The 15,509-nt window shown below is 71.5% G+C and carries 7 protein-coding genes; 6 read left to right on the top strand and 1 reads right to left on the bottom strand.

Features of this window, described 5'->3' with window-relative positions:
* The first annotated feature begins 9 nt into the window (after positions 1-9).
* Positions 10-447, top strand: coding sequence for an NUDIX domain-containing protein (locus tag NYE40_RS15200; RefSeq protein ID WP_028597073.1), 438 nt, complete (start codon positions 10-12; stop codon positions 445-447).
* Between the two features lie 132 nt (positions 448-579).
* Here the strand turns inward: NYE40_RS15200 and NYE40_RS15195 are convergent, their stop codons facing one another.
* Entirely contained in the window at positions 580-1,566 is a 987-nt protein-coding gene (locus NYE40_RS15195) for a Na/Pi symporter (RefSeq protein WP_028597072.1), read from the bottom strand.
* Positions 1,567-1,669: 103 nt separating this feature from the next.
* Between NYE40_RS15195 and NYE40_RS15190 the strand changes: the two genes are divergently transcribed.
* The 5 genes from NYE40_RS15190 (at position 1,670) to addA (ending at position 15,496) form a co-directional block, all read left to right on the top strand.
* Entirely contained in the window at positions 1,670-3,100 is a 1,431-nt protein-coding gene (locus tag NYE40_RS15190) for a class I SAM-dependent rRNA methyltransferase (protein WP_339278618.1), read from the top strand.
* 213 nt (positions 3,101-3,313) lie between these two features.
* Positions 3,314-4,492, top strand: a complete 1,179-nt coding sequence (locus NYE40_RS15185) for an exonuclease SbcCD subunit D (RefSeq protein WP_028597070.1) — start codon at positions 3,314-3,316, stop codon at positions 4,490-4,492.
* Complete coding sequence (locus NYE40_RS15180; RefSeq protein WP_028597069.1) at positions 4,489-7,581, top strand: SMC family ATPase; 3,093 nt, start codon at positions 4,489-4,491, stop codon at positions 7,579-7,581. Before NYE40_RS15185 ends, NYE40_RS15180 begins: the two co-directional genes overlap by 4 nt.
* A gap of 45 nt (positions 7,582-7,626) precedes the next feature.
* Positions 7,627-11,307 carry a helicase-exonuclease AddAB subunit AddB gene (gene addB, locus NYE40_RS15175; RefSeq protein ID WP_084136458.1) on the top strand — a complete coding sequence of 1,227 codons (3,681 nt, stop codon included), beginning with the start codon at positions 7,627-7,629 and terminating at the stop codon, positions 11,305-11,307.
* Positions 11,291-15,496, top strand: coding sequence for a helicase-exonuclease AddAB subunit AddA (addA, locus tag NYE40_RS15170; RefSeq protein ID WP_228551566.1), 4,206 nt, complete (start codon positions 11,291-11,293; stop codon positions 15,494-15,496). Before addB ends, addA begins: the two co-directional genes overlap by 17 nt.
* Positions 15,497-15,509 lie beyond the last annotated feature (13 nt).

Raw genomic sequence — 15,509 nt, 5'->3', positions numbered from 1 at the left:
CGGAAGCGCATGAAGGAAATCTCAGCAGGCGGGGTCGTATACCGGCGGACGCCAGAGCATGGACTGCAGATCCAGCTCATCCAGGATCGGTACGGCAAGGTTTCGCTGCCGAAGGGCAAGATGGAGCCGGGCGAGACGGTGGAGGAGACCGCGCTTCGCGAGATCGCGGAGGAGACCGGCCTGCAGGGCCGGATCGTCGAGCCGATCGACCAGATCAAGTACCAGTACCGGCACGAGGCCAAAGGGCTGGTGGACAAGGAAGTCCACTACTATCTCGTCGAGGCGACCGGCGGCTCGCTGCAGGCGCAGGTCGAGGAGATCCGCGGCGTCGAGTGGTTCGAGCCGGAGGAGGCCTGGCGCCGCCAGAAGCAGTCCGGCTACGACAACAACGACCGCATCGTGGCGGGTGCCCTCAGGCTGCTCGGACTGAGCATCAGCGGCACGTAAGGCAGCGGGGCCGGCCCCGTCCCTAGGGCGTGCCTGCAACTTGTGAAGGAAGCAGCTGTTGCCGAATTTCCGTCCCTCACAGGGGGCGAAAAGGCGGCGATGGATGCCCCCGAGCACGGTTGCAGGCACGCCCTAGGCTTTGGAAGCGGGGCTTTTGCCGGAGCGGCGGCGCAGCGGCAAGTAGCAGAGCGGCAGCGCGAGCAGCGAGCAGGCGACGTTGAACAGCGTCTGCGCATGCGCGAGCTGCGCCGACGCGCCCCCGCCGAACGAGGCGGCCGCCGCGGCCAGCTGCGGCGTCAGCGGCAGGAACAGCGCCGCTCCGCCGACGTTGAGCGCGACGTGGAACCAGGCGACGCCTGCGCCGGCGCGGCTGCCGCCGATGGAGGCGAGCACCGCCGTCAGGCAGGTGCCGACGTTGGCGCCGATGACGATCGCGATGCCTAGCTCGGGCGGCATCGCCCCGGCGGCGGCGAGGCTCATCGCCATGCCGATGACGGCGGCGCTGCTGTGGACGACGGCGGTGAGCGCCGCTCCGGCCAGCAAGCCCCACAGCAGGCTGTCATCGGAGCGCTCCATGAACCAGGCGTAGAACGGGCTGGCCTGCACGGCGGCTCCGATCGACTTCATGACGGAGATGCCGGCGAGCAGCAGCGCGAAGCCGAACACGGCGAGCGAGGCGCTGCGCAGCGGCCCGAGCCAGCGCTGGCGGTGGCGTCCGCCGGAGGGGCTCATCTCGCCGAGCACGGCGGTGAGCAGCCAGCCGGCGAGCGCGGCGAGCAGCAGCGGCCCGGCGAGGCGCTCCAGCTCGAGGCCGATCAGCTCGGTCGTCAGGCAGGTGCCGACGTTCGTGCCGAGCACGATGCCGAGCGTGCGCGGCAGCGTCAGCACGCCGGCGTTGACCATGCCGATGGCGATGACGGTGACGGCGGTGCTGCTCTGCAGCACGGCGCTGATCGCCGCCCCGGAGGCGAGGCCGTGCAGCGGCGTGCGCGTGAAGCGCTCGACGGCGGCGGTGACATAGCGGCCGGCGGAGCGGTGCAGCGCGGCTTCCATCAGCTTCATGCCGAGCATGAAGACGGCGAAGCCGAGCAGCGCGGGGATGAGGATCGAGCTGAGCATGGACAGGACTCCTTTCGCTTTTCTACTTTATGTGGACGGGCGGGGAGGCATGACCGGAGACGCCGCGCGGCGCGCGGCCCGGGATCGATAGATCGCGAAAGGAATGGGATCAGGCTTGAGCAGAGCGAAGCTTTATTTGCATAAAAAGAAGACGAGGCGTCTGGAGCAAGGGCAGCCGTGGGTGTACGCCGGCGAGATCGAGCGCATGGACGGAGAGGCCGCGCCGGGCGACATGGTCGACGTCATGGCGGCGAACGGCCGCTACCTGGCGTCCGGCTACTGGAATCCCGCCTCGCAGATCCGCGTGCGCGTCGTCTTGCGGCAGCCGGAGCAGGAGCTGGACGAGGCGCTGCTGACCGCCCGCCTGGAGGAGTGCCGCGCGTATCGCGAGCGCTTCGTCTCCGAGCCGGACTGCCGGCTCGTCTACGGCGAGGCGGATTATTTGCCGGGGCTCGTCGTGGACCGCTTCGCGGACGTGCTCGTCGTGCAGATCCTGACGCTCGGCATGGACCAGCGCCGCGAGCAGCTGGTGCGGGCGCTCGTCGCCGTCTTCCGGCCCAAGGGCATCTACGAGCGCAGCGACGTCGGCGTGCGCCGCCTGGAAGGGCTGGAGGAGCGCACGGGCGTGCTGTACGGCGACTGTCCGCGCTACGTCGACATCGTCGAGAACGGCATCGTCATGGAGGTCGATCTGGAGGAAGGCCAGAAGACCGGCTATTTTTACGACCAGCGGGAAAACCGCGCCTCGATCGCGCCGCTCATGAAAGGCTGGGGCGCGCGCAGCGGCATCCGGCTCGAGCGGCGTCCGCTTGCGGAGCTGCCGGAAGGCTGGGAGGCTGCCGCGCCGGCAGGCGGGCGGCCGGACGGAGAGACGGCGCTCGTGCCGGTCAACAAGAGCGGCAAGCCTGTCGCCTACCCGCTCTGGGACGGGGCGACGGTGCTGGAATGCTTTGCGCATACGGGCAGCTTCACGCTGCATGCCTGCAAGTACGGAGCGAAAAAGGTCACCTGCCTCGACGTGTCGGAGCATGCCGTCGAGACGGCTCGCCGCAACGTGGAGCGGAACGGCTTCGCGGACCGGGTGGAGTTCGTCGTGGACGACGCGTTCCAGTACCTGCGCCGGCAGGTGAAGGGCAAGGACGAGCGCAGCGCGCGCGCCGAAGGCGCCAAAGGCGTCGATACGTCCCGCAAGCTGGAGGAAGGCGGCCGCACCTGGGACGTCGTCATCCTCGACCCGCCGGCCTTCGCCAAGACGAAGGGCGCGGTGGAAGGCGCCTGCCGCGGCTACAAGGACATCAACCTGCACGGCATGAAGCTCGTCAACGAAGGCGGCTATCTCGTCACGGCGAGCTGCTCGTACCATATGAGCCCCGAGCTGTTCCTGCAGGCGATCCAGGACGCCGCGGCCGACGCCGGCAAGTCGCTGCGCCTCGTGGAGTGGCGCGCGGCGGGCAAGGACCATCCGCAGCTGCTCGGCGTCTCGGAGGGCCATTACTTGAAGTTCGCGATCTTCGAAGTGCGCAGCCTGGGCTAAGGCGCGTCGGCAGCCTTCGAACGAAGCAGATAAGGGGCCTGCCCAGCCTTGAAGCGTTCCAGCCGTCCGGCGCCGACCCGGACGGCTGGTTTCGTTTCGCGCCCTCCGCTCCAGGCTTGTCACGCAAGGCGCGAAGATGCTACTGTATAAGAACATATGTTCATGATCGGCCGGGCGGGACGAGCCTGGCACGAGGGGAAGGGAGAGGCGCACATGAAGTTCATCCATACGGCCGACTGGCATCTGGGCAAGCTCGTGCAGGGCGTCTACATGACGGACGACCAGCGCTTCGCGCTGGAGCAGCTGCTGGAGGCGGTCGAGCGCGAGCGGCCCGACGCTGTCGTCATCGCCGGCGACCTGTACGACCGGGCGGTGCCGCCGACGGAGGCGGTGGAGCTGCTCGACGAGACGCTCTCGCGCCTTGTCATCGGCCTCGACACGCCGGTCATCGCCGTCGCCGGCAACCACGACAGTCCCGACCGGATCCGCTTCGGCAGCCGGCTGATGGCCGGCCGCGGCCTCCATCTGGCGGGGCGCTACGACCCGGACGCGGAGCCGGTGCGGCTGCGGGACGGCCATGGCGAGGTCCATTTCCACCTGCTGCCGTACTGCGATCCGTCCGTCGTCCGCCTGGCGCTCGGCGACGAGTCGATCCGCACGCATGACGACGCGATGCGGGCGGCGGCCGCGCGTCTGGCGGAGCGGCTCGATCCGGCCGCGCGCCATGTGCTCGTCGGCCATGCGTTCGTCACGCCCGGCGGCCGCCCGCAGGACAATACGAGCGACTCGGAGCGGCCGCTGTCGATCGGCGGAGCGGAGCATGTGGACGCGCGGCATTTCGATCCGTTCCACTACGCGGCGCTCGGCCATCTGCATCAGGCGCACTGGGTCGGCCGCGAGAGCGTGCGCTACGCCGGCTCGCCGCTCAAGTACTCCATCTCGGAGGAGCGGCATCGCAAGGGCTGGCTCGTCGTGGAGCTGGGCGCGGACGGCGAGGCGTCCGTCGAGCAGCGGCTCCTCGAGCCGCGCCGCGACATGCGCCGGGTGAGCGGGTACATACGGGACATCGAGGCGACGAAGGAGAGGAGCGACGATTACGTGTTCGTGACGCTGCTCGACGACAATCCGGTGCTGTTCCCGATGGAAAAGGTGCGCGCCGCCTATCCGAACGCGCTGCATGTGGAGCGCCGTCCGCTCGCGCCTCCGGCTGCCGCGGGCGACGGTCCAGCCTCTGCCGCCGACCGGGGAGGAGCGCGCCGCGCGACCGATCCGGCGTCGCTGTTCGAGGGCTTTTACCGGGAGGTGCGCGGCACCGAGCTGAGCGAGAGCAAGAAGCGCCTGTTCCAAGAGGTGTGCGGACGGGTGCTCGGCGGAGAGGAGGCGGCGGGATGAGGCCGATTCGACTGAGCATGACGGCCTTCGGGCCCTATCGCGACGAGGAGGCGATCGACTTCGAGCCGCTGCGCGGCAGAGGGCTGTTCGTCATCTCCGGCCAGACCGGCGCGGGCAAGACGACCGTCTTCGACGCGCTCTGCTACGCCCTCTACGGCGCGGCGAGCGGCGAGGACCGCGCGGAGACGCGGCTGCTGCGCAGCCATTTCGCGGGCGACGACCAGCCGACGTCGGTGGAGCTCGTGTTCGAGACCAAGGGTCGGCGCTACCGCGTGTTCCGCCAGATGGCCCACCGCCGGGCGGGCAACAAGAGCGAGACCGGCGGCAAGGCCGAGCTGTACGAGCTGTCTGCGGACGGCGAGGCTCCGGCGGTCGACCGGTTCCACGTCAAGGAGGTGGACGCGCGGCTGGAGGAGCTCGTCGGCCTGACGCGGGACCAGTTCATCCAGATCGTCATGCTGCCGCAGGGCGAGTTCCGCAAGCTGCTCACCTCCGACACGGAGAATAAGGAAGAGATCCTGCGGCGGCTGTTCGGCACGGAGCTGTACCGGCGGCTGGAGGAAAGCTTCGCCGCGCGCGCCCGCGAGCTGCGCGAGGCGGTCAAGGGCGACCGCCAGCGGCTGCTCTATATCGGCGAGCAGGCGCGGAGCGATCTGCCCGCGCGCGAGGAGAGCCGGCTCGCGGCCGTGCTGGCGCAGGAGCATGCTGGAGCGGCGCAGCTGCTGGACGGGCTGGCCGAGGAGGAGCGGCATTACGAGCAGGCGTGCCGCGAGCTGCTGGAGGAGCGGGAGCGGGCGCAGGCGGCCTGGGACGCGCAGCGGACGCGGCTCGCCGAGGCGGAGCGGATCAACGCGCGGCTGGGCGAGCGCGACGCGGCCCGCCGTCAGGCGGAGGCGCTGGAGGCGCGCGGCGGCGAGATGAGCGGGCTCGCCGCGCGGCTCGAGGCGGCCGAGCGGGCGGAGCGGCTCGCGCCGTACGACGAGCAGGCGCGCCGCGCCGCGGCCGAGACGGCCGCGCTGGAGCGCCGCCTGCGCGAGGCGGAGGAGGCGGCCGCGGAGGCGGCGCGCGAGCTCGAGGCGGCGGCCGCGGCGGCTGCGGCGGAGCAGGCGCGCGAGCCCGAGCGGCAGGCGGCCGGCCGCGAGCAGGAGCGGCTCGCGGGGCTGCTGCCGCTCGTGCGCACGCTCGGCGAGCGCCGGGCGGAGCTGGCGCGGCTGCGCGCCGAGGAGCGCAGCGTCGGCGCGGAGCTGGAGCGCGCCGGAGCCGCGCTGGACGCCGCGCGCGCCGAGCGCCGCGAGCGCCAGGGGCGGCTCGAGGAGCTGGAGCGGGCGACGGAGCCGCTGCCGCAGCTCGAGCGGCGGCTGGAGCAGCTGCTGCGCCGTCATGAGGCGCTGAAGGCGATGCTCGAGGCGAGCCGGCAGGCGGAGGCGCTGGAGCGCTCGCGGGACGAGCGCGAGCGCGCCGCGCTGGCGAGCCGCGAGGCGGCGGACCGGCTGGAGCAGCGCTGGATCGAGGGCCAGGCGGGACGCCTCGCCGAGCATCTGCATGACGGCAAGCCGTGCCCGGTGTGCGGCAGCGAGGCGCATCCGCGCAAGGCTTCGGCCGACGTCGAGCCGGTGCGCCGCGAGCAGCTGCAGGAGGCCAAGGCCGCGCTGCTGCATCTCGAGCGCGAGCTCGCCGCCGCGGCCGCGCAGGCCGCCGCGGCGCAGGAGCGCGTCGCCGAGGCCGAAGGGCGCCGAGCGGAGCTCGAGATCGGAGCCGAGCCGCTGGAGCGGCAGCTCGAGCAGACGCTCGAGGAGGGCCGCCGGGTGCGCAGCGAATGCCAGCGGCTGCAGGCGCTGCAGGCGGAGCGCGGCCCGCTGCGCGAAGCGCTGGCCGAGCTGGAGCGCCGGCTGGAGGCGCTGGAGGCGGAGCGCGAGCGGCTGCAGGCGCTGCGCCAGCCGCTCGCGCTTGATGCGGCGGCGCGGGAGGCGCGCTTGGAGGCGGAGCTGGCCGCGGTGCCGGAGCCGCTGCAGGACGCGGCGGAGCTGGAGCGCCGCCACGGAGCCGCCGCGCGACTGGAGGCGGCGCTTGCCGCCGCGCTGCGCGCCGCGCAGGAGCGCCATGCGCGCGCCGGCACGGCCGCGGCGGAGACGTCGGCGCGGCTCGCGGGGCTTGCGGAGCAGGCGCGCGAGGCGGAGCTCGCCGCCGCTGCGGCGGCCGAGCGGCTCGCGGCGGAGCTGGCCGCGGCCGGATTCGCCGCTGCGGACGAGTGGCGCGCGGCGCGCCTGGACGAGGCGCGGCGGGGCGAGGCCCGGCGGACGCTGGAGGCGTACCGCGCGGAGCTGGCCGCGCAGCGGCGGCTCGCCGACGAGCTGGAGCGCGAGCTCGCCGGACGCGAGCGCGCCGCGCTCGCGGAGCTGGCGGCGGAATCGCAGCGGCTCGGCGGCGAGCGGGAGGCGGCGGATGCCCGCTGGCGCGAGGCGGAACGCCGCCGCGGCCAGGCGCAGGCGCTCGGCGCGGCCGCGGCCGAAGCGGCGCGCCGCTGCGCCGCGACGGAGTCCGAGCTCGAGGAGGTCGCCGACCTGCACGAGATGCTCAAGGGCGACAACGCGCTCAAGATCTCGTTCGAGCGCTATATCCTGATCGAGTTCCTCGAGCAGATCCTGCATGCCGCCAACGAGCGGCTGCATGAGCTGTCGAGCGGCCAGTTCGTGCTGGAGCGCAGCGGCCGCCTCGAGGCGCGGGGGCGGCAGAGCGGCCTCGGCCTCGACGTCTACGACAGCTACACGGGCCAGAACCGCGACGTCAAGTCGCTGTCCGGCGGCGAGAAGTTCAACGCCTCGCTGGCGCTCGCGCTCGGCATGACCGACGTCATCCAGTCGAGCCGCGGCGGCGTCTCCATCGAGATGATGTTCATCGACGAGGGCTTCGGCTCGCTCGACGAGGAGTCGCTCGGCCGGGCGATCTCCGCGCTCGCCGACCTGCATGAGGCGGGCCGGCTGATCGGCGTCATTTCCCATGTGCAGGAGCTCAAGGACGCGTTCCCGGCCGTGCTGGAAGTGAGCAAGACCAAGGAAGGACACAGCAGCACGAGGCTGCTGCTCAAATAACGACGCCCGGAGGCGAGAGCCGCCGGAGGGAGGGAGCGGGCAAAAATGGCGCTGAGATTCATCATCGGACGGGCGGGCACGGGCAAGACGTTTGCCTGCATGGAGGAGATCCGCCGCGAGCTGGCGGCCGATCCGGCCGGTCCCCCGCTCGTGCTGCTGACTCCGGAGCAGGCGACGTTCCAGACGGAGTACGCGCTGTTCGGCAGCGGCATCCGCTCCAGCCTGCGGGCGCAGGTGCTCAGCTTCCGCCGGCTCGCCATGCGCGTCATGCAGGAAGCGGGCGGCGCGGCGCTCGTGCCGGTCGGAGAGAACGGCAAGAACATGCTGCTGCATAAGATCGTGCACCGGCTCTCGCCGCAGCTCCGCCTGTTCCAGGGTGGCAGCGGGCAGCAAGGCTTCATCGCCAAGATGGGCGAGCTGCTGACGGAATGGAAGCGCTACGGCGTCGATGCAGCCGCCGTGCGCGGCAGCCTGGGGTACGAGACAGGCGCGGAATCGGAGGGCTCTGCCGCCGAAGCGCGCGCCCGCGGCTCGCTGCTGGAGCGCAAGCTCCATGACCTGTCCCTCGTCTACGGCGAGCTGGAGCGGGAGCTGGCGGGACATTACATGGACGACGAGGACCATCTGACGCTGCTCGCCGACGGGTATGCCGACTGCGGCTCGATGCGCGGAGCGCGGTACTGGCTCGACGGCTTCAACGGCTTCACGGCCCGCGAGCTGGCCGCGGTCGGCGCGCTGCTGCGCCAGGCGGAGTCGGTCACCGTGACGCTCTGCCTGGACCGTCTCTACGGAGCCGAGGAGCGTCCGCATGAGCTCGATCTGTTCCACCCCGCCGCCGACGCCTGCATCCGCTTGACGCGGCTGGCGGCCGAGCTCGGAGTCGAGGTCGATTCCCCGCTCGTCCTGCCGCCGGCCGATGCGCCCCGCTATCGCCCGGGGGGGATGCTGGAGCATCTGAACCGGCATTTCGGCGGGCGCGTGCCGCTGCGCCGTGCGGGGGATCGGGATCGGCTCGCGGAGGACGCCGCCGAAATCGTCCTTCGTCCGTCCGCCTCGCGGCGGGCCGAGGTCGAGGCGGCCGCCCGCGACATGGTGCGCCAAGTGCGCGAGCGCGGCATGCGCTGGCGCGAGCTGGCCGTCGTCGTGCGGCAGACGGCGGACTACAGCGACATGATCCAGCAGGTGTTCGCCGACTACCGCATCCCGTTTTTCCTCGACGGCAGCCGCGACGTGCTCCATCATCCGCTCGTCGAGTTCATCCGCTCGGCGCTGGAGACGGCGCTGTACGGCTGGAAGCACGAGGCGGTGTTCCGCTGCGTCAAGACGGAGCTGCTGTTTCCGGAAGACGGCCGGCTCGACCGCGAGCGGTTCGACCGGCTGGAAAACTATGTGCTGGCGGCAGGCATCGAGGGCCGCAGCTGGAAAAGCCTGAAGCGCTGGCAGCCGCTTCGGACCGGCAGCGTCGAGGACGAGCCGTCTGAGGCCGGAGCCCGCCAGCGCGAGGAGTTCGAGGACGTGCTGCGCGCCCGCAGCGAGCTGATGCGGCCGCTGACGCGCTTCGAGCGCGCCATGGCCAAGGCGGAGACGGTGCGGGAGCGCTGCGAGGCGCTGTTCGACCTGCTCGACCGCTCCGGGACGGCCGACCGGCTGGAGCGGCGCGCGGAGCAGGAGCTGGCCGCCGGCCGGCCCGGCGCCGCCCGCGTTCACCGCCAAGTATGGGACGGCGTGCTCGGCCTGCTCGACCAGCTGGTGGAGCTGGCGGGCGAGGAGCCGATCCCGGCCGACCTGTTCGCCGGCATGGTGGAGACCGGCCTGGAGTCGATGAAGCTGTCGGCCGTGCCGCCGTCGCTCGATCAGGTCGTCGTCGGCGCGATGGACCGCGTCCGCAATGGGCGCGTGCGCGCCGCCTATATTCTGGGCGCGTCCGACGGCGTGCTGCCGATGCGCATCCAGGAGGACGGCCTGCTCACCGAGCGGGAGCGCGAGCAGCTCGCGGACGCGGGGCTGGAGATGGCCCCGGGCGTGCGCCGCCGCCTGCTTGACGAGCGCTTCCACATCTATCGCGCCTTCCTTGCGCCGTCCGAGCGGCTATGGGTGAGCTGGCCGCTTGCCGACGAAGAGGGCAAGGGACTGCATCCGTCCGAATACATCCGCCACCTGCAGACGCTGTTCCCCGGCCTGCCGGCGAATGCCGCGGCCGGAGCGCCGGACGCCTCCGCGGCGTCCGAGCGGCAGCTCGACTATCTCGAGCTGCCGCAGCGCGCCTTGTCCTATCTCGTGCCGAGGCTGCGCGAGTGGCTGGACGGAGGCGAGCTCGCTCCGCTTTGGCAGGACGTGTACAACTGGTTCGCGGCGCGGCCGGACTGGCAGGGCCGGCTGACGGCGATGACAGGCGCGCTCGGCTACGACAACCAGGTCGTCCGGCTTGGCCGCGGCTTGGCCGACCGGCTCTACGGCGGGCAGCTGACGACGAGCGTGTCGCGGATGGAGCGCTTCGTCTCGTGCCCGTTCCAGCATTTCGCCGCGCACGGCTTGAAGCTCAAGGAGCGCCGTCTCTACCGGCTGGGCGCGCCGGACATGGGCCAGCTGTTCCATGCGGCGCTCACCAAGGTCGCGACGGAGCTCGGCGAGGGCTGGGGCCGCGCCGGCGAGGCGCGCATCCGCGAGACCGCCTCCCAGGCGGTCGACGAGCTCGTGCCGCGCCTGCAGTCGGAGATTCTGCTGAGCAGCAGCCGCTACCGCTACATCGCCGGCAAGCTCAAGGCGGTCGTCTCGCGCGCGGCGGTCGTGCTCGGCGAGCATGCCCGCCGCGCGGACTTCCAGCCCGTCGGGCTGGAGGTCCAGTTCGGGCCGGGCGGCGAGCTGCCGCCGCTCGACATCGAGCTCCCCGACGGCAGCGGCTCGATCACGCTGGTCGGGCGCATCGACCGCGTCGATGCCGCCCGTTCGGACAAAGGGCTGCTGCTGCGCGTGCTGGACTACAAGTCGAGCGCGACGCAGCTGCGGCTCGAGGAGGTGGCGAGCGGCCTATCGCTGCAGATGCTCGCCTATCTGGACGTGCTGCTGACCCATGCCGAGAGCTGGCTCGGAGAGCCGGCGCATCCGGCCGGCGTGCTCTATTTCCACGTGCAGAACCCGGTGCTCAGCGTGCCGGCGGGCCTAGGGGCGGAGGAGGCGGCCGCGATGCTGCTCAAGCGCTTCAAGATGCGCGGCCTGCTGCTCGACGACGCCGATACGGTCCGCATGATGGACGCCGGGCTGGAAGGGCGCTCGGACCTGCTGCCGGCCGGCTTCCGCAAGGACGGCGGCTTTCTGTCCGACTCCTCGGTCGCGAGCGGACGCCAGTGGGAGCTGCTCCGGCGCTCGGTCCGCCGCACGATCGGCGGCATCGGCCAGTCGGTCAAGGACGGCGAGATCGCGATCCGGCCGTACCGGCTCGGCGCCAAGACGCCATGCCAGTTTTGCGCGTACAAGCCGGTCTGCCAGTTCGATCCGCTCAACGAAGGCAACGAGTATTTGAAGCTGCCCGCGCCGGGCAAGGAGGAGTTCTGGACGTCGCTGGAGGAGCTCGCCGAGGCGCAGGCGGAGCCTGCAGCCGGGGCCGAGAACCCGCCGCGGCTTCTGCCTGCGGGCGAGGACGGAACGCAGGACAAGCACAGGAAGGATGGAGCCGGAGACGGGACCTTCCATTGGGAGAGGAGAGAGGACGATGAGCGCAGCCGATGACCGGGCGGCCGAAAGAGCCGGGGACGACACGATCGTCGGATCGACAGGCGATCCGACAGGCGAAACGGTAGTCGGACGGAAAGTCGGACCGGAAGTCGGACCGAAGGTCGGACCGAAAGTCGGTCCGGCTGGCGAACCGATGGACGAAACGATCGTCGGTCCGGCAGGCCGAGCATCGGACGAAGCGCGTCCCGAGGCGCTGGACGCGCCGCCGCCCAAGCCCGCCGGCTCGCGCTGGACGGACGACCAGTGGGCGGCGGTGACGGCGCGCGGCGGGGACGTGCTCGTTGCCGCCGCGGCCGGGTCCGGCAAGACGGCCGTGCTCGTGGAGCGGATCATTACCATGATCTCCGAGGATACGGATGTCGACCAGCTGCTCGTGGCGACGTTCACCAAGGCCGCGGCCGCCGAGATGAAGGAGCGGATCCGCGCCGCGCTGGAGGCGGCGCTCGAGCTCGAGCCGGAGTCGGAGCATCTGCGGCGGCAGCTCGCGCTGCTCGGGCGGGCGTCGATCACGACGCTGCACTCGTTCTGCCTCGACGTCATCCGCCGCTACTACCCGATGATCGGGCTCGATCCCGGCTTCCGCGTCGCCAACGAGACCGAGGGCGAACTGCTGCGGCTGGAGGTGCTGGACGAGCTGTTCGAGGAGCGCTATGCCGCTTCGGACAACGACGGCGGCCTCTTTCTCGAGCTGGCCGACCGCTACGGCGGCGAAAAGAGCGACGAGCCGCTGTATCGGCTCGTCCAGCAGCTGTATGAGTTTTCGCGCTCGCAGCCGTGGCCGGACGACTGGCTGCGCGGCATGGCGGCCGCGTTCCGCGTGGAGGAGCCGTCCGATCTGGAGGCTACGCCTTGGCTGGCGGCGCTCTCCGCGGATTTGCGGCTCAGCCTCGAGGGGGCGGAGGCCGCCCTGTCGGAGGCGCTCGAGCTGGCCGGGGCGCCGGGAGGGCCGATGGCTTACGCCGACACGCTGCGGGAGGATCTGAGCCTCGTCTCGTCCATCCGGGAGTCCGTGCTGACCCGTCCTTGGGACGAATGGCGGGACGCCTGGCAGCTGGCCGGATCGTTCGGCCGGCTGAAGGCCGCGCGCGCGTCCCAGGATGCCGATCCGCTCCTGCAGGAGCGGGCCAAGGAGCTGCGCGCGGAGGCCAAGGGCATCGTGGAGGAGCTCGGCAAGGAGCTGTTCAGCCGGCCGGCCGCCGACTACGTCCGCGAGCTGCGGGAGCTCGCGCCGCTGCTCGAGACGCTGGCGGAGCTCGTCATCGAGTTCGACCGGCGCTACCGGGACGCCAAGCGCCGCAAGGGACTGCTCGACTTCGGCGACCTCGAGCACTACTGCCTGGCGATTTTGCGCGGGGAAGGCTCCTCGCCGGAGCGGGCCGTCCCATCGGCGGCCGCCCTGGACTACCGCAGGCAGTTTCGCGAGGTGCTGCTGGACGAATACCAGGATACGAACCGCGTGCAGGAATCGATCGTCGAGCTGCTGACCGGCTCCCCCGCGGATCCGCCGGAGGAGAGAGGCGGGCGGCGCTTCATGGTCGGCGACGTCAAGCAGAGCATCTACCGCTTCCGCCTGGCGGAGCCGGATCTGTTCCTGGCCAAATACCGCCGCTTCGGGCACGGGGACGCGGAGGCCGGCCGGCGCATCGACCTGGCCCGCAACTTCCGCAGCCGCTCCGAGGTGGTGGACGGCGTGAACGCCGTCTTTCGCGCGCTCATGCGGGAGTCGGTCGCCGAGATGGACTACGACCGCTCCGCCGAGCTCGTGCTCGGCGCCTCCTATCCCGAGCCGGAGCCGCGGGACGCGTTCGCAGTCGAGCTGGCGCTGATCGACCGCGAGCGCGGCGCGGCCGCCGCCGAAGCTCCCGCCGCGGCGGAAGGCTCGGACGGCGCCGAGGCCGGCCAGCGGGAAGAAGCGGCCGACCTGCAGACGGCCCAGCTCGAGGCGCGCTACATCGCCCGCCGCCTGCTGGACCTGCATGCCCGCAGCTATGCGGTGCATGACGGACGCGGCGGCAGCCGGCCGATGGCGTGGCGGGATGTCGTCATCCTGCTGCGCGCGACCAAGTCGTGGGCGCCCGTGCTCATGGAGGAGCTGCAGGCGGCGGGCATCCCGGCGTACGCCGAGCTCGGCAGCGGCTATTTCGACGCCGTCGAGGTCGACGTCATGCTGTCGGCGCTGCGCGTGACGGACAATCCGTTCCAGGACATTCCGCTCGCCGGCATCCTCCGCTCGCCGATGTTCGGGCTGACGGCCGAGGAGCTGGCGCTGATCCGCATCGTCGGCGGCTCAGGGCCGTATTATGAAGCGGCCGTCCGAACGGCCGACCATCTGCTCGCGCCGCAGGAGCTGCGCGCCAAGCTGTCGGCTTTCCTCGGGAAGCTCGACGAATGGCGCGACGCGGCGCGCCAGGGCAGCCTGGCCGACCTGATCTGGCGGATCTACAGCGAGACGGGGTATTATGACTGGGCAGGCGGATTGCCGGCCGGAGCGCAGCGGCAGGCCAACCTGCGCGCCCTGCACGAGCGGGCCCGCCAGTTCGAGGCCGGCACCGCGCGCGGCCTGTTCCGCTTCCTCCGCTTCATGGACCGGATGCGGGAGAACGGCGGCGACCTCGGCACGGCAGGCGCGCTCGGAGAGGGCGAGGACGTCGTGCGCATCATGAGCATCCACAAGAGCAAGGGACTGGAGTTCCCGATCGTATTCGTGGCGGGCCTCGGCAAGAAGTTCAACCAGCAGGATGTGAGCTCTCCGTTCCTGCTGCACAAGGAGCTCGGCTTCGGACCGAAGTTCGTCGATCCCGAGCTGCGGCTCAGCTACCCGACGCTGCCTTGCCTGGCGATCCGCCGCCGGATGCGGATGGAGATGCAGGCGGAGGAGCTGAGGGTGCTCTATGTCGCGCTGACGCGGCCCAAAGAAAAGCTCGTTCTCGTCGGCACGGTCGACGACGCCGTCCGGCAGACGGAGCGCTGGAACGCTTCTCTCGGCGAGAGCGGCGTCTTGTCGGACTACCGGATCGCCGCCGCCCGCCGCTTCCTCGACTGGCTCGGACCGCTTGCCGGCTTCGCCTCTAGCGAGCATTCGGACGAGCGGTCCGACGGTCAGGCGCCGCCGGCTCCGGCCGCGCCGGTCGAGCTGACGGGAGCGCGCGCGGAGCCGATTCCCGCCTCCGGCGCCGTTCCTTCTCCGGCCTCGCGTCCCGAAGCGTCTTTCGCCAGCTGGAAAAAGGGCATCCTGCCCTACTACGTCCTCGGGGGCCAGGCTGCCGCCGGCGCGGAGCCGGCCGCGGCGCCCGATCGGACGAAGGAACGGCAGGCGGCGCTGCATGCGGTGCCGCTCGCGCCGGGAGGCTGGGAGCGCGAGGTGGAGAGGCGCCTGTCCTGGAGCTATCCTCATGCCGAGGCGTCTCGGGTCGCGGCCAAAACCTCCGTCACCGAGCTCAAGCGCCTTCGCGGCGATGCCGCAAGAGGCGAGGACGCGGTTCCGATGGACAGCGGTCCGTTCGTCGAGCCTGTCGGCCGCATGGCGGCAGGCCGCGCTCCAGCTGGGGCCGCATCCGCCGCAGGCGCAGGCGCTGCGCCGCTGCGCTCCGCCCCGACGGGCGAAGAGGCCGCGCTGCGCCTGCGGCGGCCGAAGTTCATGGAGCAGCGCGGGATGACCGCCGCCGACAAAGGCACCGCCGTGCATACGCTGCTGCAGCATGTGCCGCTGGACGGACCGCTGCCGGACGGGGCGGTCGAGGCTGCGCTGGCGCGGCTCGTGCGGAAGCGCATCCTGACGGAGGAGCAGGCCGGGGCGGCCGACGTCGAGGCGGCCAAGGCCTTTTTCGCCGGGCCGCTCGGGCAGCGGCTGCTCGCCGCGGAGCGCGTCTGGCGGGAGCTGCCGTTCAGCTGCCTGCTGCCGGCGCGGGAGGCGTTCCCGGACGCCGGCCTGGAAGCCGCCGGCGAGCCGGTGCTCCTCCAGGGCGTCATCGACTGCCTGTTCGAGGAGGCCGGCCGGCTCGTGCTGTGCGACTTCAAGAGCGACCGCGTGCCCTCCGGCGATTACGAGCGGGCGGCGGACAAGCATCGCTTCCAGCTGGAGCTGTACCGCAAGGCCGTCGAGCAGGCGCTCGGCCGGCCCGTCGCCGAAGTCCACGTCTATTTTCTTCGGGGCCGTCAGGCGGTCCGCATGGAACTCGACTAAGAAAGGAACGATC

It is taken from the genome of Paenibacillus sp. FSL W8-1187 (assembly GCF_037965485.1).
Lineage (GTDB): Bacteria > Bacillota > Bacilli > Paenibacillales > Paenibacillaceae > Paenibacillus_O > Paenibacillus_O pasadenensis.
This window is presented reverse-complemented; position numbering and strand designations above follow the sequence as displayed.

Coding starts and splice junctions, on each gene's coding strand:
- addB (WP_084136458.1), top strand. CDS start 7,627: ATGGCGCTGAGATTCATCATCGGACGGGCGGGCACGGGCAAGACGTTT.
- NYE40_RS15190 (WP_339278618.1), top strand. CDS start 1,670: ATGGGATCAGGCTTGAGCAGAGCGAAGCTTTATTTGCATAAAAAGAAG.
- NYE40_RS15195 (WP_028597072.1), bottom strand. CDS start 1,566: ATGCTCAGCTCGATCCTCATCCCCGCGCTGCTCGGCTTCGCCGTCTTC.
- NYE40_RS15200 (WP_028597073.1), top strand. CDS start 10: ATGAAGGAAATCTCAGCAGGCGGGGTCGTATACCGGCGGACGCCAGAG.
- NYE40_RS15185 (WP_028597070.1), top strand. CDS start 3,314: ATGAAGTTCATCCATACGGCCGACTGGCATCTGGGCAAGCTCGTGCAG.
- NYE40_RS15180 (WP_028597069.1), top strand. CDS start 4,489: ATGAGGCCGATTCGACTGAGCATGACGGCCTTCGGGCCCTATCGCGAC.
- addA (WP_228551566.1), top strand. CDS start 11,291: ATGAGCGCAGCCGATGACCGGGCGGCCGAAAGAGCCGGGGACGACACG.